Annotated in this window: 17 protein-coding genes and 1 pseudogene; 8 read left to right on the forward strand and 10 right to left on the reverse strand. The window is 73.7% G+C overall.

The window, feature by feature from the left end; all coding sequences use genetic code 11:
- Nucleotides 1-10 precede the first annotated feature (10 nt).
- The 6 genes and pseudogenes from ABEB00_RS25565 to ABEB00_RS25590 form a co-directional block, all read right to left on the reverse strand.
- Nucleotides 11-430: a (R)-mandelonitrile lyase gene (locus ABEB00_RS25565; protein WP_345622555.1), complete on the reverse strand. Its 420-nt coding sequence runs from the start codon at nt 428-430 to the stop codon at nt 11-13.
- Between the two features lie 73 nt (nt 431-503).
- Nucleotides 504-1481: an aldo/keto reductase gene (locus tag ABEB00_RS25570; protein ID WP_345622556.1), complete on the reverse strand. Its 978-nt coding sequence runs from the start codon at nt 1479-1481 to the stop codon at nt 504-506.
- Nucleotides 1482-1547: 66 nt separating this feature from the next.
- Nucleotides 1548-2104, reverse strand: a pseudogene (locus ABEB00_RS25575) (aldo/keto reductase).
- An 85-nt stretch (nt 2105-2189) separates the two neighbouring features.
- Entirely contained in the window at nt 2190-2576 is a 387-nt protein-coding gene (locus ABEB00_RS25580) for a Rossmann-fold NAD(P)-binding domain-containing protein (RefSeq protein WP_345622558.1), read from the reverse strand.
- A gap of 118 nt (nt 2577-2694) precedes the next feature.
- The gene (locus tag ABEB00_RS25585) at nt 2695-2817 is read right to left on the reverse strand and encodes a hypothetical protein (RefSeq protein WP_345622559.1); all 123 of its coding nucleotides are present in this window, start codon (nt 2815-2817) and stop codon (nt 2695-2697) included.
- Nucleotide 2818: 1 nt separating this feature from the next.
- Nucleotides 2819-3856, reverse strand: coding sequence for an alcohol dehydrogenase catalytic domain-containing protein (locus tag ABEB00_RS25590; RefSeq protein WP_345622560.1), 1038 nt, complete (start codon nt 3854-3856; stop codon nt 2819-2821).
- Between the two features lie 506 nt (nt 3857-4362).
- Between ABEB00_RS25590 and ABEB00_RS25595 the strand changes: the two genes are divergently transcribed.
- A complete protein-coding gene (locus ABEB00_RS25595) occupies nt 4363-5250 on the forward strand; it encodes a helix-turn-helix transcriptional regulator (protein ID WP_345622561.1) in 888 nt (295 codons plus the stop codon).
- Between the two features lie 29 nt (nt 5251-5279).
- On the opposite strand, the gene ABEB00_RS25600 is transcribed toward ABEB00_RS25595, so the two are convergent.
- Nucleotides 5280-5876 (reverse strand): maltokinase N-terminal cap-like domain-containing protein, encoded by a 597-nt coding sequence (locus ABEB00_RS25600; RefSeq protein WP_345622562.1) that lies wholly within the window; start codon nt 5874-5876, stop codon nt 5280-5282.
- 479 nt (nt 5877-6355) lie between these two features.
- Between ABEB00_RS25600 and rsgA the strand changes: the two genes are divergently transcribed.
- Genes rsgA through ABEB00_RS25615 form a run of 3 tightly spaced genes read left to right on the forward strand, consistent with a single transcriptional unit; the run spans nt 6356 to nt 9491 of the window.
- Entirely contained in the window at nt 6356-7447 is a 1092-nt protein-coding gene (rsgA, locus tag ABEB00_RS25605; protein WP_345622563.1) for a ribosome small subunit-dependent GTPase A, read from the forward strand.
- 46 nt (nt 7448-7493) lie between these two features.
- A complete protein-coding gene (locus ABEB00_RS25610) occupies nt 7494-8942 on the forward strand; it encodes a DNA-3-methyladenine glycosylase 2 family protein (protein ID WP_345622564.1) in 1449 nt (482 codons plus the stop codon).
- Between the two features lie 3 nt (nt 8943-8945).
- Nucleotides 8946-9491 (forward strand): methylated-DNA--[protein]-cysteine S-methyltransferase, encoded by a 546-nt coding sequence (locus ABEB00_RS25615; protein WP_345622566.1) that lies wholly within the window; start codon nt 8946-8948, stop codon nt 9489-9491.
- Between the two features lie 5 nt (nt 9492-9496).
- Here ABEB00_RS25615 and ABEB00_RS25620 read toward each other — a convergent pair whose 3' ends face one another.
- On the reverse strand, nt 9497-10480 hold the full coding sequence (locus ABEB00_RS25620; protein ID WP_345622567.1) for a helix-turn-helix domain-containing protein: 984 nt from the start codon (nt 10478-10480) through the stop codon (nt 9497-9499).
- Between the two features lie 354 nt (nt 10481-10834).
- Here ABEB00_RS25620 and ABEB00_RS25625 point away from each other — a divergent pair, with 354 nt between their 5' ends.
- From ABEB00_RS25625 to ABEB00_RS25635, 3 genes are all read left to right on the forward strand, one after another.
- Nucleotides 10835-12394 (forward strand): protein phosphatase 2C domain-containing protein, encoded by a 1560-nt coding sequence (locus ABEB00_RS25625; RefSeq protein ID WP_345622568.1) that lies wholly within the window; start codon nt 10835-10837, stop codon nt 12392-12394.
- A 97-nt stretch (nt 12395-12491) separates the two neighbouring features.
- Entirely contained in the window at nt 12492-14240 is a 1749-nt protein-coding gene (locus ABEB00_RS25630) for a pyruvate dehydrogenase (protein ID WP_345622569.1), read from the forward strand.
- Between the two features lie 247 nt (nt 14241-14487).
- Complete coding sequence (locus ABEB00_RS25635; protein WP_345622651.1) at nt 14488-14937, forward strand: ATP-binding protein; 450 nt, start codon at nt 14488-14490, stop codon at nt 14935-14937.
- Nucleotides 14938-15017: 80 nt separating this feature from the next.
- Here the strand turns inward: ABEB00_RS25635 and ABEB00_RS25640 are convergent, their stop codons facing one another.
- A complete protein-coding gene (locus ABEB00_RS25640; protein WP_345622570.1) occupies nt 15018-16061 on the reverse strand; it encodes a DUF2637 domain-containing protein in 1044 nt (347 codons plus the stop codon).
- Nucleotides 16062-16403: 342 nt separating this feature from the next.
- Nucleotides 16404-17249, reverse strand: a complete 846-nt coding sequence (locus tag ABEB00_RS25645) for a (2Fe-2S)-binding protein (protein WP_345622571.1) — start codon at nt 17247-17249, stop codon at nt 16404-16406.
- Between the two features lie 178 nt (nt 17250-17427).
- Here ABEB00_RS25645 and ABEB00_RS25650 point away from each other — a divergent pair, with 178 nt between their 5' ends.
- Nucleotides 17428-18270 (forward strand): GntR family transcriptional regulator, encoded by an 843-nt coding sequence (locus ABEB00_RS25650; RefSeq protein ID WP_345622573.1) that lies wholly within the window; start codon nt 17428-17430, stop codon nt 18268-18270.
- Nucleotides 18271-18292: the final 22 nt, after the last annotated feature.

The raw sequence follows: 18292 nt of genomic DNA on the forward strand, positions 1-18292 counted from the left end.
GGCACGCGGCTCACCTGCTGTGTGTGCGGGGGGCGTTGTACTGGTCGTCGGTGATGTGTTCCAGCCAGGTGGTCTCGGGGCGGTCGTCGTCGGGGGCGGTGCCGTCCCACAGGGCGAGGTGCTGCATGAAGCGGTCGGCGGTGGCGCCGTGCCAGTGCTCCTCGCCGGGCGGGCAGGTCACCGTCTCGCCGGGGTGGGCGGCGTAGACGGTGCCGTCGCGGGTGCCGATCAGGGCGGTGCCGGCGATGACGTGCAGGGTCTGGCCGACGGCGTGGTGGTGCCAGGCGGTACGGGCGCCGGGGGCGAAGCGCACCATGTTGGCGCGCAGGCGGGAGGGCTCGGTGCCGGCGTGGATGACGTCGAACCAGACGTCACCGTTGAACCAGTCCTCGGGTCCCTTGCCGGTGGGCTGCGGCTCGACGAACTCCACGGGGTGCTCCTTGCGTTGGTGCGGCGGGTCGGGGGTGGGGTGGNGAAGGGTGGGGTGGGGAAGGGAACGCGGGTCAGCGTTCCAGCATGGCCAGGCCGGCTTCGGTGTGGGTGTCGCCCGCCGCCGGAGGCAGACCGGAGAGCTTCGCCAGGACCTCGTCGGTGAGCCGGAGGCTGTCGGCGGCGGTGTTCTCCTCGACGCGGGTGACGCGCTTGGTGCCGGGGATGGGGGCGATGTCGTCGCCCTGAGCGAGGAGCCAGGCGATGGCGACCTGGGCGGGGGTGGCGCCGACCTGGGCGGCGATGGCCTGGACCTCGTCGGCGAGGGCCAGGTTGCGCCGGAAGTTCTCGCCGGTGAAGCGTGGGTTGCCGCGCCGGAAGTCGCCCTCTTCGAAGTCGCTCTCGTCACGGACGCTGCCGGTGAGGAACCCATGTCCGAGCGGGGCGAACGGCACCAGGCCGATGCCCAGCTCCCGCAGCACGGGCAGGACCCGGTCCTCGACGCCGCGGGTCCACAGCGAGTACTCGGACTGCACGGCGGCGACGGGATGGACGGCGTGGGCGCGGCGGATGGTGTCCGGGCCGGCCTCGGACAGGCCGAAGTGGCGGACCTTGCCCTCGGCGATCAGTTCGGCGACGGCGCCGGCGGTCTCCTCGATGGGGGTGTCCGGGTCGACGCGGTGCTGGTAGTACAGGTCGATGTGGTCGGTCCCGAGGCGTTCGAGGGAACCCTCGACCGAGGTGCGGATGTTGGCCGGGGTGGAGTTGAGGTTCCAGGCGCCGGCCCCGCCGTGGTCGATCATGCCGAACTTGGTGGCGAGGACGACCTGGTCACGGCGGCCCTTGAGGGCCTGTCCGACGAGGTCTTCGTTGACGTAGGGGCCGTAGATCTCGGCGGTGTCGATGAGGGTGACGCCGAGGTCGAGGGCGCGGTGGATGGTGCGGATGGACTCCGCGTCGTCGCTGCCGGCGCCGGTCAGGCCGTGGGACATGCCCATCGCGCCCAGACCGATCCGGGAGACTTCCAGGTCACCCAGGTTGATGTACTTCATGGTTCGTGATTCTCCTGTCGGGTCGGCGGCTGTTCCCTGCGGCGTCCGGCGTCCGGTCTCCCGCGTTCAGCCGTCCAGGCGGCGCTTGCTGAGCCAGGCGACCATCTCGGGGTCGTGGTGGTCGAAGAACAGCGTCCTGCCCGTGTCGAGGGCGGCGATCCGTGTCATCTCCTCGTCGGTGAGGGCGAAGTCGAAGACGTCGAAGTTCTGCGCCATGCGGTCGGGGTCGACCGACTTGGGGATCGTGACGATCTCCCGCTGGATCAGCCAGCGCAGTACGACCTGGGCGGCGGACTTGTCGTGCGCCGTGCCGATCTCGCTCAGGACGGGGTGGGTGAACAGGTTGTTCTTGCCTTCGGCGAAGCCGCCCCAGGACTGGTGCCGCACGCCGTCTGGACCCACAGTTTGGTGGTGACGAACAGTTCCTCGCGCGGGACACCCGCGGCCTTGACGGCCCGGCCGACGGCTTCCTCGTTGCCGTAGGCGGCCGCGGTGTCCAGGAGCCGGTAGCCGGCCGCGAGGGCGTCGGCGACGGCCCGCTCGGTCTGTTCCGGCGGGATCTGGTAGACGCCGAAGCCGAGGATCGGCATCTCGATGCCGTTGTTCAGGGTGACGGTTCGCACGCGAATTCTCCTTGTCGTCGGGGTGCCCGGCGGCGACCGGGTCTGTGCCGGTGTGATGTGCTCCCGCCCGCGTTCCGGGCAGCGGTCACTCCCCGAGCGGGAAGTCCGTGGAGGCCGCGAGGTCGCGCTGCGTCTCGAAGCCGTCGATCCGCTTGCGCCGCACACCGAGGGTGGATTCCAGGGCCTGGGAGCCGAGGACCATCCGCAGCGGGGCGGGCTCGGTGTCGACGGACTCGATGATGCGGGCGGCCATGCGCTGCGGGTCACCGGGGGCGAGACCGCCTGCGGGGTCCAGCATGGCCCGGAAGGCGTGGGCGGGGTTGCCCTCGTAGGCGTCGATCGGGTCGGCGACCTTGTCCAGGGCGCGGACGGTGCCGATGACCGTGTCACCGCGCTCCAGGAGCCGGGTGGTCAGCGCGTGGCCGAAGCCGCTGCCGACGCCGGTGATGAGCCAGGTACGTGTAGCGGTCATGCGGGGTCCTCCGCGGTCGGGGCGGTGCCGGCGGGAGCGGTGTCGGCGGGTGCGGTGGCGTCGACGGCGGCCAGCGCGTTGAGGGTGTGGGGATAGCCGATGAACGGCAGCAGGCCGGTCAGGACGGCGAGCAGGGCGGCGCGGGTGTTGCCGACGTGGACTGGCCCTCCAGGGGCAGTTCGATGCCGCGGCCGGTGAGGACGTCGTTGGTGGCGTGCAGGAAGTCGAAGACCCGGGCCATCTCACGGACGGACCACCACCTTGAGGCGGGTGCGGTCGTCCATGGCCCGGTAGGCGTCGGCGACCTGGTCGAGGCCGACCTCGGCGTCGAACACCCGGCCCGGGTCGATGCGGCCCTCCAGCACGTCCGGGATCGCCTGCTCGAGGTAGGCGCGCACGGGGGCGGGGCCGCCGGTCAGACCGGCGTTCTTCCCGAACAGCGACCCGAAACCGACCGGGGCCTCCTCGTACTGCGGGACTCCGACCCGGGAGATGATCCCGCCGGCCCGGACGATGCCGTACGCCTGCTCGTAGGCGGGCATCAGGCCGACGGCTTCGAGGACGACGTGGGAACCCTCGCCGCCGGTCAGCTCCAGCACCTTCGCGATGCCCTCCGCGCCGCGCTCGGCGACGACCTCGGTGGCGCCCCACTCCCTGCCCAGGTCGGTACGGGAGGTGTGGCGGCCCATGAGGATGATGCGCTCGGCGCCCATCCGGCGGGAGGCCAGTACGGCGGACAGGCCCACCGCGCCGTCACCGATCACGGTGACGGTCCGACCGGCCCCGACCCGGCCCATGTGGGCGGCGTGATGGCCGGTGAGGTAGACGTCGCTCAGGGCGAGCAGCGAGGGCAGGAGGGCCTTGTCCACGGCCGCGGGGATCTTGACCAGGGTGCCGTCGGCCTGCGGTACCCGGATGGCCTCGGCCTGGGCGCCGCCGACACCTCCGGCGCCGTACCAGCCGCCGTGCGGACAGGCGGTGTGGAAACCGTCCCGGCAGATCGGACAGGTGTTGTCCGCGAACGCGAACGGCGAGACGACGAAGTCGCCGCGCTGGAGACCGGTGACCTCGGAACCGGTCTCCTCGACCACGCCGAGGAACTCGTGCCCCATCGGGACACCCTCGTCGGTCTTGTCCATGGAGTGGTAAGGGTGCAGGTCGGAGCCGCAGACGCAGGCCAGGGTGATCCGGACGATCGCGTCGGTGGGCTCGACGATCCGCGGGTCGGGGACGTTCTCGACCCGGACGTCGCCGGGGCCGTACATGAAGGTGGCACGCATGGGGGTCTTGCCTTTCCGACTACAGAAGCTTGGTGCGGGGGTGCAGAGGGGGCGGGGCGGCCATGGGGTCGGCGCGATGCGGAGCGTTTCGGAGTGGTTCAGTACGGTTCGGCGGACATGTTCGTCGCCTTCCACCGTGGCTCACCCCCACCCGGGCCGCCATCGGGGAGGACACCGCCCGCGGCCGCGCGGCGAGGCCGGCGGTGGGGCCCGCGATCAGCCGTTCAGAGTCGCGATGTCGATCACGAACCGGTGGCGGACGTCGGAGGGACAGACACCGGTGTGTTTGATCTCGATGGCGGAGGTGGCGGCGTACGCCTGGACGGTCGGCATGCTTCTCCAGTTCGGTCCCGGTTCGCGGGACAGGGGGCGCGGCGGCACCGTCCAGACTGCCGCGCCGAGCCCGCGCCAGGCAGGCCGAGCTGTGCCACGGGCTGGCCAGCGGGGGTGTAGCAGGGCTCCCCTCGACGGACATGTTCCGAGGGCGACGGAGAGACACTGGCGCCATGGCACCCGAGCAGCACAGCGGCGGCGACGAACTGGCACGGTTCCTGCGCGCCCGCCGGACGCAGACCAGCCCCCAGTCCGCCGGCCTCACCCCAGGCCCCGGGGTACGCCGCACCCCGGGCCTGCGCCGTGAGGAGCTGGCCACCCTCGCCGGGGTCAGCATCGATTACTACACCCGCATCGAACGCGGCAAGGAGACCCGCCCCAGCCTCGCCGTGGTCGACGCCCTGGCCCGCGCCCTGCGGCTGGACGACGCCGAGCACCAGCATCTGCGGGACCTCGCCGTCCGCGCCGCCCGCTACGCGCCGCAGGCCGCCCCGGCGCCCAGCCGCACCGTGCGCCCCCCTGCGAAACTCATCCTGGAAGCCGTGCGGCCCAGTCCGGCCTACGTCGTCAGCCGCAGCATGGACGTCCTCGCCCACAACCCGGGCGGCCTCGCTCTCTACGCCGGCCTGACCGACTGGCCCGCCACCCAGCGCAACCTCGCCCGCTACCTCTTCCTGCACCCGGCCGCCCGTGACGTCTTCCCCGACTGGGACAGCCAGATCCGCGGGTGCGTCGCCCGCCTGCGCGCCCTGGCCGGCACCGACCCCGACGCCCCCGACCTCACCCACCTCGTCGGCGAGCTGCTCCTGAAGAGTCCCGCCTTCGCCGGACTGTGGGAGCGCTACGAGGTCACCGGCCGCAAAATCGCCGCCAAGACCTTCCAGCACCCTCAGGTCGGGAAGATCACTCTCGGCTACCAGGGAATGGCCCTCGAAGGCACCCTCGGCCAGCGCATGGTCGTCTACACCGCCGAACCGGGGACACCCGACCACGACGCGATGCTCCTGCTCGACCTGACCGCCGCGCCCGCCGAACCGAGGCCGTCCCCGCAGAAGCGGTGACGGGCTGCGCGCACGCCGGCACGGTCGCCCTATCGCCGCGGGACGACGGTCGCGAGTACTCCGCGTGCGGCCGACCCGTCCGGCCAGGTCCACCCGGCGACGAGATCGCCGGACGACCCCTGTACGGGTTGCGCCTGTACGGGTCGCGCCGACCGCAGGACGCGGTTGATCCGCACGTCGGCCCCGTCGGCAGGGCCGGTTCCCCGCACGGTGACGGTCGGGTCGAGGGTGTCGCTCACGCTCTGGTGCTGCGGCACCGCCTCGCCGCGCAGGAGCGCGCGCAACCGCTCCGTCACCACGGGGTCGCGGGCACCGTCGTAGACCCACCGGGTGCCGAGCACACCATGCTCCGAGGTACCGATCAGCGCCTCGTCGACATCGTCTGCCAGCGCCGCATCCCGGTAGCCCAGAGGGACCAGATACGCCACCGGCTCCGCCGTCGCGGCATCCGCCACGATCATGAACTCGATCCCGACCGCGCCCTGCGGATCGTCCAGCCGGAACCCACCCGCCGTGACCAGTTCCGGCGCCTCCGGATCACCCGCGTACCAGTCCTGCTTCGGCAGCCAGCCGGTGAGCAGTTCCAGCTTGGTGGGCGTCATGGTGGTGCGGTGGATGGTGGCCACGCGAATCCCCTCACGAGTCGGTCCTGACCCGTCCGCCGACGGGATGTGATCGAACCTATAGGAAGCGGCCGGGCTGACCGGGACTTCTGGGGCACGGCCTCCGCGATGACGGGTCGGTGGAAGGCGCGGGTGTCCGTACGGGCGCGGTCGTGTTCGGCGCGGGCCCGGTAATCGGCTGGTGCATCCCCGAGCGGGGTGGCTAAGGTTGGACGCGATCCGGTGGTCAGGTGGCCGCCGGCACTCGTTCCACGTGAGGGAGGTGTTGACCGATGGCTGTCGTTGCGATGGGCGTTGCCCGCATCCGAAAGCTCGTCCAGTCCACCTCCGTGGCCGCCGGCTGACCTCACTGCTCACCTTCCGTGCCCGCCGGGCGCGGTGCCGGGGCCACCCCTGTGAAGGGTCACCCCTTGTCTTCCTCCTCCTCTGCCTCTGCCTCTGCCTCTTCCTCCTCTCTTCCCTCTCTTCCGGGTTCGTCCTCGTTGTCCTCGGCGGCCGCGCATCCGCTGGTGCCGTACGGCTGGGACGCGGGCTGGGAGGCCGAGTTCGCCCCGTACGCCGGGCGGGGTCTCGTGCCCGGTCGTGTCGTCCGGGTCGATCGCGGGCTCTGTGACGTCGTCACACCGGCCGGCACCGTCCGCGCCGACACCGAGTTCGTCGTCCCGCGCGATCCGATGAAGGTCGTGTGCACGGGGGACTGGGCCGCCGTCGACCCGGACGGCAGTGATCCGCTGTACGTACGGACGCTGCTGCCCCGCCGTACCGCCTTCGTCCGCTCCACCTCCTCCAAGCGGTCCGAGGGACAGATCCTCGCGGCCAACGTCGATCACGTGATCGTCGCCGTCTCGCTCGCCGTCGAACTCGACCTCGCCCGCGTCGAGCGGTTCCTCGCGCTGGCCTGGGAATCCGGGGCGCAACCCGTGGTGGTGCTCTCCAAGGCCGACCTCGTGCCCGACCCGGTGACGCTCGCGCACCTCGTCCAGGATGTCGGGACGGCCGCGCCCGGCGTGCCGGTGCTGCCCGTCAGTGCCCTGCACGGCGACGGACTGGACGTGCTGGCCGCCGTCGTCTCCGGCTCGACCGCCGTGCTGCTCGGGCAGTCCGGCGCGGGCAAGTCCACCCTCGCCAACTCGCTCGTCGGCGCGGACGTCATGGACGTACGGGCGGCCCGTGACGTCGACGGCAAGGGACGCCACACCACCACCACCCGCAACCTGCTCGTCCTGCCCGGCGGGGGAGTGCTGATCGACACCCCCGGGCTGCGCGGCGTCGGGCTGTGGGACGCCGGACACGGGGTCGGGCAGGTCTTCTCCGAGATCGAGGAGCTGGCCGCCGACTGCCGGTTCCACGACTGCGCCCACGAGAGCGAGCCGGGCTGCGCGGTGCTGGCCGCCGTCGACACCGGTGAGCTGCCCGAACGCCGGCTGGAGAGCTACCGCAAGCTGCTGCGGGAGAACCAGCGGATCGTCGCCAAGACCGACGCCCGGCTCCGCGCGGAGATCCGCAAGGAGTGGAAGCGCCGGGGCGCCGAGGGCCGCGCCGCGATGGAGGTCAAGCGGGGCCGGGTGCGGTGATCCTGGCGGGAGCGAGCCGGGTGCGGCAGCCCCCACCCCGTGAGCCATGTCCGATTTCCGCCAGCCCGGACCCCGGGACTGGCGGAGACTGGACGGTGTGAAGGACGACGACAGCAGGTACGAGGCGGTGCGTGGCCGGGACGCCCGGTTCGACGGGGCGTTCTTCTTCGCCGTCGTCACGACCGGCATCTACTGCCGGCCGAGCTGCCCGGCGCGTACGCCGGTCCGGCGCAACGTGCGGTTCTACGCGACGGCCGCCGCCGCGCAGGGGTCGGGGTTCCGGGCCTGCCGGCGGTGCCGCCCGGACGCCGTGCCGGGCTCGGCCGACTGGAACGTCCGCGCCGACGTCGTGGGCCGCGCCATGCGGCTGATCGCAGACGGCGTCGTCGACCGCGAGGGCGTCGCCGGCCTCGCCACGCGGCTCGGGTACAGCGCCCGGCAGGTGCAGCGCCAGCTCACCGCCGAACTGGGCGCCGGACCGGTCGCGCTGGCCCGCGCCCAGCGCGCGCACACCGCGCGGATACTGCTGCGCACCACCGGCCTGCCCGTCACCGAGGTCGCCTTCGCCGCCGGGTTCGCCAGCGTGCGCCAGTTCAACGACACCGTCCGGGCCGTGTACGCGGCCACCCCGAGCGCGCTGCGCGCCGCCACCCCGGTCCGCGACCAGGCCGCCCGCCGCGCGGCCACCCCGTCCACCGGCATACCCTTGCGCCTCGCCCACCGGGGCCCCTACCAGCCAGGACCCGTCTTCGACCTGCTCCAGCGGGAGGCCCTCACGGGCGTCGAGGAGGTCACCGGACCGCCCGGCCGCCGCCGCTACCGGCGCACCCTGCGGCTGCCGTACGGCACCGGCATCGTCACCGTCGACGAGCGGCCCGGCCGACCGGGCACCGGCGGAACGGGCACCGGCGGCTGGCTGGAGGCCGGACTGCGCCTCACCGACCCGCGTGACCTGACCACCGCCGTACAACGGCTGCGGCGCCTGTTCGACCTCGACGCCGACCCGTACGCCGTCGACGAGCGGCTCGCCGCCGACCCCCGGCTCGCCCCACTGGTCGCGGCCCGCCCGGGGCTGCGCCCGCCCGGCACCGCCGACCCCGAGGAGTTCGCCGTCCGCGCCCTGGTGGGGCGGGCCGAGGCGGAACGGCTCGTCCGGCGGTACGGCACCACACTGGACGCCCCCTGCGGCACCCTCACCCACCTCTTCCCCGAACCGGCGGTCCTCGCCGAGGCCGAACCGGACGGCACCGCCGGCGCCCTCACCGCCGCCCTCGCCGACGGCACCGTACGCCTCGACCCCGGCGCCGACCGGGACGACGCCGAGCGCGCGCTGCTCGCCCTGCCCGGCATGGACCCGGCCACCGCGGCCGCCGTCCGCGCCCGGGGACTCGGCGACCCGGACGCCGCCGCGCCCGGCGCGCACGCCCCCGACACCTGGCGCCCCTGGCGCTCCTACGCCCTGAACCACCTGCGCACCGCGCGAGAGTCGGAGTAACCCATGCACAGCCTCCTCACCACCCACTGGACCGCGATCGACAGCCCGGTCGGCCCGCTGCTGCTGACCGCCGCCGCCGACGGGGCGCTGACCTCCTTGTCCGTGCCCGGGCAGAAGGGCGGCCGGAGCGTCCAGGAGGGCTGGCGGTCCGACCCGGGACCGTTCCGCGCGGCCGCCGAGCAGCTCGCCGCCTACTTCGCCGGGGAGCCGGTCGTCTTCCGGCTGCCGCTGCGCGCCGAGGGCACCGTCTTCCGCACCAAGGTGTGGGACGCCCTCGACGCCGTCCCCTACGGCACCACCACCACGTACGGCGAGATCGCCGCCCGCGTCGGTGCCTCCCGGGCCGCGGTACGGGCCGTCGGCGGCGCGATCGGCGCCAACCCGCTGCTGATCCTGCGCCCCTGCCACCGGGTGATCGGCGCCGACGGTTCGCTGACGGGGTACGCCGGCGGACTGGACCGCAAGATCCGGCTGCTCGCCCTGGAGGGTGTGCCGGTGCCGGTGCCGGTGCGGGGTCGGCCCGCGCCCGGCGCGCGCGGATCGGGCTGACGGGTTCAGCGGTCGCGGGCCACCCAGCCGCGCTCGTAGGCGTGCCAGCCCAGTTGCAGGCGGGTGGTCACCCCGGTGAGTTCCATCAGCCGCTTCACCCGGCGCTGTACGGTCCGCAGCCCCAGGTCGAGCTGTTTGGCCACGCTCGCGTCGGTCAGACCGGCCAGCAGCAGCGAAAGGATCTCCAGGTCGGTGCCGTCGGGGCCGTCGGGCTCCCGCTCGCTCACCCCGGTCGTACCGAGCCGCAGCGGCAGCGCGCCGCGCCACACCGACTCGAAGAGACCGGAGAGCAGTTCCAGCAGGCCGCTGGCGTGCACGACCAGCGCGGCGGGCTCCGCGGACCGGGCGGTGAGCGGCACCAGCGCGAGCGCGCCGTCGGCGATCACCAGCTTGGTCGGCACCCGGTCCACCACCCGTACCCGCTCGTCGCGGCCGAGCGCCGCGGTCAGCTCCGTGATGCCGTCCGGCCGGTCCAGTACCGACCGCTCCACCACCACCCGGTAGCGCACCCCGCGCCCGGTGGCCTGCTCCTCCGCGTCGTTCTCCATGCCGGTGACGGCGACGGGGCTGCCGGTGACCAGGGCGCACACCTCCTCGGCGGCGCCGAGCTGGAGTTGGAGGAAGCGCCGGGTGACCGCCGCCGCGCCGGTCACCACCTCGACCAGGTCGTGCACGGCCGGTTCGCCCGCCGAGGCCCGGTACTCCTCGGCCAGCAGCACCGCCGCCAGCTCCGCCTTCTCCAGCTCGTGGCGCTGCTGGGTGAGCAGGGCGCCCAGCGCCACCCCGGGCGGTGCCGCCACCCAGCGGCCCGGCCGGGCCGACGACTGCGCCGCCAGCCCGCTCTGCTCCAGGCGGCGCAGGGCCCGCTCGGTGGCCCGCTCGCCGAGTGCCAGCCGCCGGGCCAGATCGGGCACGTCGGCCGCCCCGACGGACACCAGCGCCCGGTAGGCCGCCTCCTGCGTCTCCTCCAGCCCCAGCACTCCCAGCATCAGCGCCCGTCCCTCCCCTGGACCACGAACCTCGGGATGGCGTCCGTGGCGGGAAACGGCCACGGCGCAAACCCGCCTTCGTACATCATCGCGGTTGTACGCGTCACTCTGCCAAGGTGGCGTCAGCGCAGCGCCGACCGGTGCCCCGGCCTCGGGGGAGGTCCGCCGCCATGCCGTGATCCGGGCCCGTGACGTGCGCCGACCCGCGCCCGCCGGGGGAACGCGCCCGGATCGCTTCGCAGTCGCCGGGCGGTCCTCCCGTGGGGGGTGGGGCCGCCCGGCGACCTCCGGCGTGCCCCCGCTATTTCCGGACGCCCCGTTTCCCCGCGGCCCGCGCGGTCGACAATTAGGGGCATGAGCCAGCAGGGGGGAAGTCCCACCGGCCACGAGGACGACGACTGGTGGGGTCAGCTTTACGACGACTCCACGGGTGACACGGGAGCCGCGGCCGCGGCCGACTCCCTGGACGACCGGTTCGCCTCGGCGGCGGACACGGTGGACGGGGGAGAGGACACCGGGGCCTCCGGCGTACCGACCGGCGTACCGACCAGCACACCGACCGAGGCGCTCCCGGCGGCCCGCGCCGAAGCGGCGCCGGACCCCGGCCCACCGGCACACGCCCCCTGGCAACCACCGCCGGCCACCCCCACCGGGCCGACGACCTTCCCGGCGGCCTTTCCCGCGGCCCTCCCGGCGGCGGCGCCGCCCGCACCGAGCGCCCGACCGCCCGTCACCTCGCCCGCCCCACCGGCCGTCCTCCCCACCACCCCTCCACCTCCCACCAGCGCCCCTCCACCTCCTACCGCCCCTCCGCCCCCCGCCTCGCCCCCGCCCCCGCTGCCCGCGTCCTGGCGCCCCGCCGCTGGTCGCGCCGCGCCGGTGGAGGCGGGGACGGCCGCCTCCCGGGAGACGGGGGCCGTCGCGTCCGGCGAGGCGGAGCCCGTCGCGGCCCGGGAGTACGTCGGTTCCGGGCCGCCCACCTACCACGCGGAGCCCACCGCGCTGCCGCCCGCCGACCCCGCCGACCTCGGCGGACTGGTGGCCGACACCGTGCTGGACGGAGCCCGGTACGGGGCCTGCACGCTGCGGGCGCTGTCCTCGCGCGGGGACTCCGCGCGGTTCCGGGGCGACCCGCGCCGCGACGCGCTGCTCACCGCCCGCTTCGGCACCGGCGACCAGGCCCTGGTCCTGGTGGCGACGGCGACCGGCACCCGGGCCGCCGAGGGCGCGCACCGCGCCGCCGCCGAGGTCTGCCGCTGGATCGGCCGGGCCGTGGGCCGCAGCCACGTCCGGCTGGCCGAGGACCTCCGGGCCGGCCGCCGCGGCGACCTCAAGTCCGGCCTGCACCGCCTCACCGACCGCAGCCTCGGCAGGCTCCGGGCCAGCGCCGTCGAACAGGGCCTGGCGCCGGACGCGTACGCCGCCACCCTGCGCTGCCTGCTGCTCCCCGCCGATCCGCACTGCCGTACCCGCGTCTTCTTCGGCGTCGGCACGGGCGGACTCTGGCGGCTGCGGGACGGGGACTGGCAGGACATCGAGCCCCGCCCGGCCGACACCGTCGGCGAGCCCGTCGTGGGCTTCGGCTCGCAGCCCGCCGAGACGCCCGAGGGCGACCGGCTCACCATGGACCTCGGCATCCCCACCCCGCCGAGCCCGTACCAGGACCCGGTCGCCGAGCCGCCCCGCGAACCCTTCCGGTTCCGCGCCTCGGTCGCCCGCCCGGGTGATGTGCTGCTGCTGTGCGGCGCGGGCCTGGCCGAGCCCCTGCGGGGCGAGCCCGCGCTCCGCGCCCACCTCGCCGCCCGGTGGTCCGGCCCCACCGCACCGGGCCTGGCCGACTTCCTCGCCGACGGCCTGACCCGCGTCAAGGGGTACGCCGACGACCGTACGGCCGCCGCGGTGTGGGAGGCGTGAACGCAAGCCCTGTGCCTTCATGGACCGGAGGGAACGCGGCGGACCAGTGGACGCGGCGGAACACCGACGGAACGGAACGAAGGGGCACCCAAGGGCCATGGCCAAAGCGAGACAGAACGTCGCCGAGCAGTTCGTCGACATCCTCACCCGCGCCGGAGTGGAACGCCTCTACGGCGTCGTCGGCGACAGCCTCAACCCGGTCGTGGACGCCGTGCGCCGCCACCCCGGCATCGAGTGGGTGCACGTACGGCACGAGGAGACCGCCGCCTTCGCGGCCGGCGCCGAGGCGCAGATCACCGGCAGGCTGGCCGCCTGCGCCGGTTCCTGCGGCCCCGGCAACCTGCACCTCATCAACGGGCTGTACGACGCCCACCGTTCGATGGCCCCGGTGCTCGCCCTCGCCTCGCAGATCCCGGCCGGCGAGATCGGCCTCGGCTACTTCCAGGAGACCCACCCCGACCGGCTCTTCCAGGAGTGCAGCCACTACAGCGAGCTGATCTCCAGCCCGAAGCAGATGCCCCGGCTGCTGCACACCGCGATCCAGAACGCCGTCGGCCGCTCCGGCGTCAGCGTCGTCTCGCTGCCCGGCGACATCGCGGGTGAACCCGCCCCGGAGCGGGCCGCCGGGACCGCCCTGGTCACCTCCCGGCCGAGCGTCCGCCCCGGCGACGCGGAGATCGACCGGCTGGTCCGGCTGATCGACGACGCCGACAAGGTCACCCTGTTCTGCGGCAGCGGCACCGCGGGCGCGCACGCCGAGGTCATGGAGTTCGCCCGGAAGGTCAAGTCGCCGGTGGGCCACGCCCTGCGCGGCAAGGAGTACATCCAGTACGACAATCCGTACGACGTCGGTATGAGCGGTCTGCTCGGGTACGGCGCCGCCTACGAGGCCACCCACGAGTGCGATCTGCTGATCCTGCTCGGCACCGACTTCCCGTACAACGCCTTCCTGCCCGACGACGTCAAGATCGCCCAGATCGACGTCCGGCCCGAGCATCTGGGCCGCCGCTCCAAGCTGGACCTCGCCGTGTGGGGCGACGCCCGGGAGACCCTGCGGTGCCTGATCCCCCGGGTGCGGGAGAAGAAGAGCCGCAAGTTCCTCGACCGCATGCTGAAGAAGCACGCGGACGCCCTGGAGGGCGTGGTCAAGGCGTACACCCGCAAGGTCGACAAGCAGGTGCCGATCCACCCCGAGTACGTGGCGGCGGTGCTGGACGAGGTCGCCGCCGACGACGCGGTCTTCACGGTCGACACCGGGATGTGCAACGTGTGGGCGGCCCGGTACCTCTCGCCCAACGGGCGCCGCCGGATCATCGGTTCGTTCTCGCACGGCTCGATGGCCAACGCGCTGCCGATGGCGATCGGCGCGCAGTTCACCGACCGCGGCCGCCAGGTCGTCTCCATGTCGGGCGACGGCGGCTTCTCGATGCTGATGGGCGACTTCCTCACCCTCGTCCAGTACGACCTGCCGGTGAAGGTCGTCCTGTTCGACAACTCCGCCCTCGGCATGGTCGAACTGGAGATGCTGGTCGCCGGGCTCCCCTCGCACGGCACCACGAACAAGAACCCCGACTTCGCGGCCGTGGCCGAGGCGTGCGGTGCCTTCGGGGTCCGGGTGGAGAAACCGAGGGATCTGGCGGGGGCGTTGAAGGCGGCGTTCAAGCACAAGGGCCCGGCCCTCGTGGACGTCGTCACCGACCCCGACGCCCTGTCCATCCCGCCGAAGATCAGCTCCGACATGGTGACCGGCTTCGCCCTCTCCGCCTCGAAGATCGTCCTGGACGGAGGCGTCGGCCGGATGCTCCAGATGGCTCGATCGAATCTGCGCAACCTGCCCCGGCCCTGAACACACCGCCGCCCGGAACAGCGGTATCGGCCATTCCGGTGGCCGAAGACCCGATCGTCGGGGGTCGCGTGACTGGCCGACGCCCGATCGGGCACACAACCTTAGTGAATGTGTTCGAGAAGAAGGGGATCCGGCAGCGGTACGCGAGCGGGGGGTCATGGACAGGCAGCAGGTACGAGGGAGCGCGACCGCGCTGGTAGGGGTCGCTCGGGCGGACGGCGCGACGACCACGCCGCACGCGAACGCGATGAACGCGACGGACGCGACGAAGGGGAAGGCCGGCGACATCATGGACGCGGCGCCCCAGCTCAGGCGCAGACTGGGGCGGTCCGACCTGGAGGCGGTACCCGAGGCGCGGCGGGCGCTGCGCGAGCTGCTGCGGCACTGGGGCCGGCCCGGTCGTTCGGAGGTGGCGGAGCTGCTCACCAGCGAGCTGGTCACCAACGCGCTGTTGCACACCGAGCACGACGCGGTCCTGACGGCCACCGTCGGGCCCGGGTCGCTGCGCGTGGAGGTACGGGACTTCGTGGGCCGGTGGCCGCGCCCGCGGCCGGCCGGCCCCGAGGACGGCATGTACGGGGACGGTACGCACGGCCGGGGCCTGATCCTGGTGCAGTCCCTCGCGGACGCCTGGGGCGTGCGGGCGCACGGCGTGGGCAAGGCGGTCTGGTTCGAACTGGACGCCGAGGGGGCGTGACCCGAAGGTCACGCCCCCTTCCGGAGCGGTCCGGCGGTCCGGCGGTCCGGCGGTCCGGCGGTCCGGACCCGGCGCGGGGCTCAGCCGAACTGCTGCTCCAGGTCCTTGAGCTTGCGCTCCAAGGAGTCCAGGCGCGGCAGCGCCTGGGTGTCGTCCTCCGCGGTCAGGTCGACGGTGATCGCGTCGATCCCTCCTTTGGGCACGGGCTGCAGCGAGGGGCGGTGACGCATGGGCAGCTCGGGCGTGGCTATCGCAGGCTCCGCGGCGGCGCGGTCGGAGTCCCGCTCCACCTGCACCTCGACCTCGGCCTTGCGGCCGCCGCGGCCCGGGGGGTTCCCGTGGCCCCGGCTGATCGCCTTGAGCTGCGCCCGCTCCATGCGCCCGTGCTCGCGCCGGCGCTGACGGGTCTCGTCCTTCTTCCGCTTCTCGTCGCGGACCTCCTCGACCGCCTCGTCCAGGCTCCGCACGCCTTCGAGGAGCATCAGCGACCAGGCGCCGTACGTCTCCCGGGGAGCGCGCAGCCAGCGGACGATACGGATCTGCGGCAGCGGACGCGGCACCAGGCCCTGCTCGCGCAGGGCGGCCCGGCGGGTCTGCTTCAGCGCGCGGTCGAACAGCACCGCCGCCGACATGGACATGCCCGCGAAGAAGTGCGGGGCGCCGGCGTGGCCGAGACCGCGGGGGGCGTGCACCCAGTTGAACCAGGCCGCCGCCAGCGCGAACGTCCATACGAGTATCCGGGAGCCGAGCGCCGCGTCACCGTGGCTGGCCTCGCGGACCGCGAGGACGGAGCAGAACATCGCCGCGCCGTCGAGGCCGAACGGGACCAGGTACTGCCATCCGTCGGACAGGCCGAGGTTCTGCTCGCCGAACCCGACCAGACCGTGGAAGGAGAGTGCCGCGGCGACCGCGGCACAGCAGAAGAGGAGGATGTAGGAGAACGTTCCGTACAGCGCTTCCTTGCGCCTGCGGCGCTCTTCCGCACGCTCCCACGAGTCGTCCGCGCTCGTGTCCTTCCCCGAGGAGCGCTTGCCGCGCGCGAGTACCGCCACCGCCGCCAGCATGCCCAGGAGCAGTACGGCGCCCGGAAGCAGCCAGTTCAGCGATATGTCGGTCAGTCTCATCTAGGGGTCCCTTGCAGTGGGATAGGGCGTAATGCCCGCCATAGTGGCCCAAGCACGCCGGCCCTCAGGGGTTTTCGGGGCAAGATGCCGCCAAGGGAGTGCGGGGGTTTGCCCGGGACGGCACTCTGCTCGAACTGCCTCATGAGGGGCAGGAGTTGAGTTCGAATAACAGTACCCGTACGGATGGTTCCTCGGAAAGTTCCCGTGGCCGGTGGGGGAGGCGTGAATCCGGTCCGGTGAATCCACGGTGACCGCACGGGGGTCGCACCTACGCATGATCTTAGGACACGCCCGGGGGTGCTCCGGACCGGCGGACCGGCGGACCCCCGGGCCGACGGGTCGTCAGCCGGTGCTGGCCAGCAGCTTGTTCACCCGGTCCGCGTCGCAGGTGCGCGGGCAGGTGACGCAGGTGTCCTCGGGGCGCAGGGTGTAGAACATGCAGCAGCTCGCCCGGTCCCGGGTGGGCAGCGGCTCGCCGTCCGGCCCGGTCAGTTCCCGGAACGCCGGGGTGCCCACGTACGGCCGGGTCGTCCCCGGCAGCAGCAGCTCCAGTTCGCGCCGGGCCCGTTCCTGCTCGCCGAGCAGCTCGCCCACGTACCAGAGTCCCTCGACGATCTCGTCGGTCGCCATGCCCCACAGGGCCCGTCCGCGCCTGCGGGTGCGCGGTCCGAAGCCGGCCAGCACCGGTTCCAGGTGGTCCGCGACCGCCGCCCGCACCTCGGCCCGCAGCGCGTCCTCGTCGGCGACGACGCGGGCGCCGGGCAGCGCGGCGGCCGGGTCGCCGGGCAGGCAGGCGAAGCCGTCCGGCCGCACGGCCAGGCGGCCCATCGGCAGGTCGTCGGCGCCGCGGTCGTAGGCGACGTGCGTCACGGGGAGGCGGGGGACCCGGCGGTGCAGGAACCACGGCACGGTGATCAGCAGACAGGCCGGCCACGCGTACCGGTGCAGACCGAAGCTCGCGACCACGTCCGGGCGGGCCCGCTGCCCGTAGTCCCGCACCACCTGGGCGTCGTCCCGGGCGAGGAAGGCGTCCAGGGCGCCGCCGCCCGCCGCGAGGGCGGCGGCCGGCACCCAGCCGCCGCCCGACGGCACCGCGTCCCCCGCCGCCAGCTCGGTGATGCCCAGCTCGGGGAGGACCTCGGTCAGGCGTGCGTAGGCGTCCGCGACGGCCGAACGGGGCACAGGCATGCGATCCACCGATCCCTGTCAGATCACCGGCAATTTGGAGGTAAGCCTTACCTTACCCAAGATCCGCTGTATTTGGAGCTGTATTTGACCTGGCGCGGTCTGCGCCTAGGGTGCTTGACGGGTGGGTGACAACTCGCCGTAATGACCTCAAGTACCGACACGTCCTTTGGAGGACCCCGTGCAGCCAGGCGCGCAGAGTTCCGCCGGGCCGGAGGTCCCCCGGGTCCGGACCGCCCCGCCGGCCGCGGCACCGGTGGTCCGGGTGCCGGCGCAGCCCGGGGCGGGCGGCGCCGAACGCGGCGAGCACACCCGCACCCACGCCCACACCCACGCCGACCCCGCCCCTGCCGAGCCCACCCGCCCGCCGGCCCCGCCGCCGCTGTCCCGCACGCGCCCCCTCGTCCAGCGGTCCTCGGTGCGCGGGCAGGTCCTCGCCGCGCTGCGGGCCGCGCTGGTCGCGGGCGAGCTGCGGCCCGGCGAGGTCTACTCGGGGCCCGCGCTCGGCGACCGCTTCGGGGTCTCGGCGACACCCGTGCGGGAGGCGATGCAGCAGCTCGCGCTGGAGGGCGCCGTCGAGGTCGTGCCCAACCGGGGCTTCCGGGTCGTCGAGCGGGCCCCCCGGGAACTGGCCGAGCTGGCCGAGGTGCGGGCCCTGATCGAGGTCCCGGTGATGCTGCGGCTGGCCCGCACGGTGCCCGCCGAGCGCTGGGCGGAGCTGCGCCCGCAGGCCGAGGCGACCGTCCGCGCCGCCTCCTCCGGCTGCCGCGCCACCTACGCCGAGGCCGACCGCGCCTTCCACCGCGCGGTGCTCGCCCTGTCCGGCAACGAGCAGCTCGTGCGGATCGCGGACGACGTGCACCGCCGCGCGCAGTGGCCGCTCGTCGGCGGCCCCGCCGCCCGCGGCCGGGCCGACCTCGTCGCCGACGCGCACGAGCACACGGCGCTGCTGGACGCGCTGATCGCCGGGGACACGGACATGGTCCGCACGCTCGTGGCGGAACATTTCACCGGGACGCGCTGAACCGCGCCGGGTCCGGTCCGGC

The organism is Streptomyces ziwulingensis (genome assembly GCF_039542605.1).
In the GTDB taxonomy this organism is placed as follows: domain Bacteria; phylum Actinomycetota; class Actinomycetes; order Streptomycetales; family Streptomycetaceae; genus Streptomyces; species Streptomyces ziwulingensis.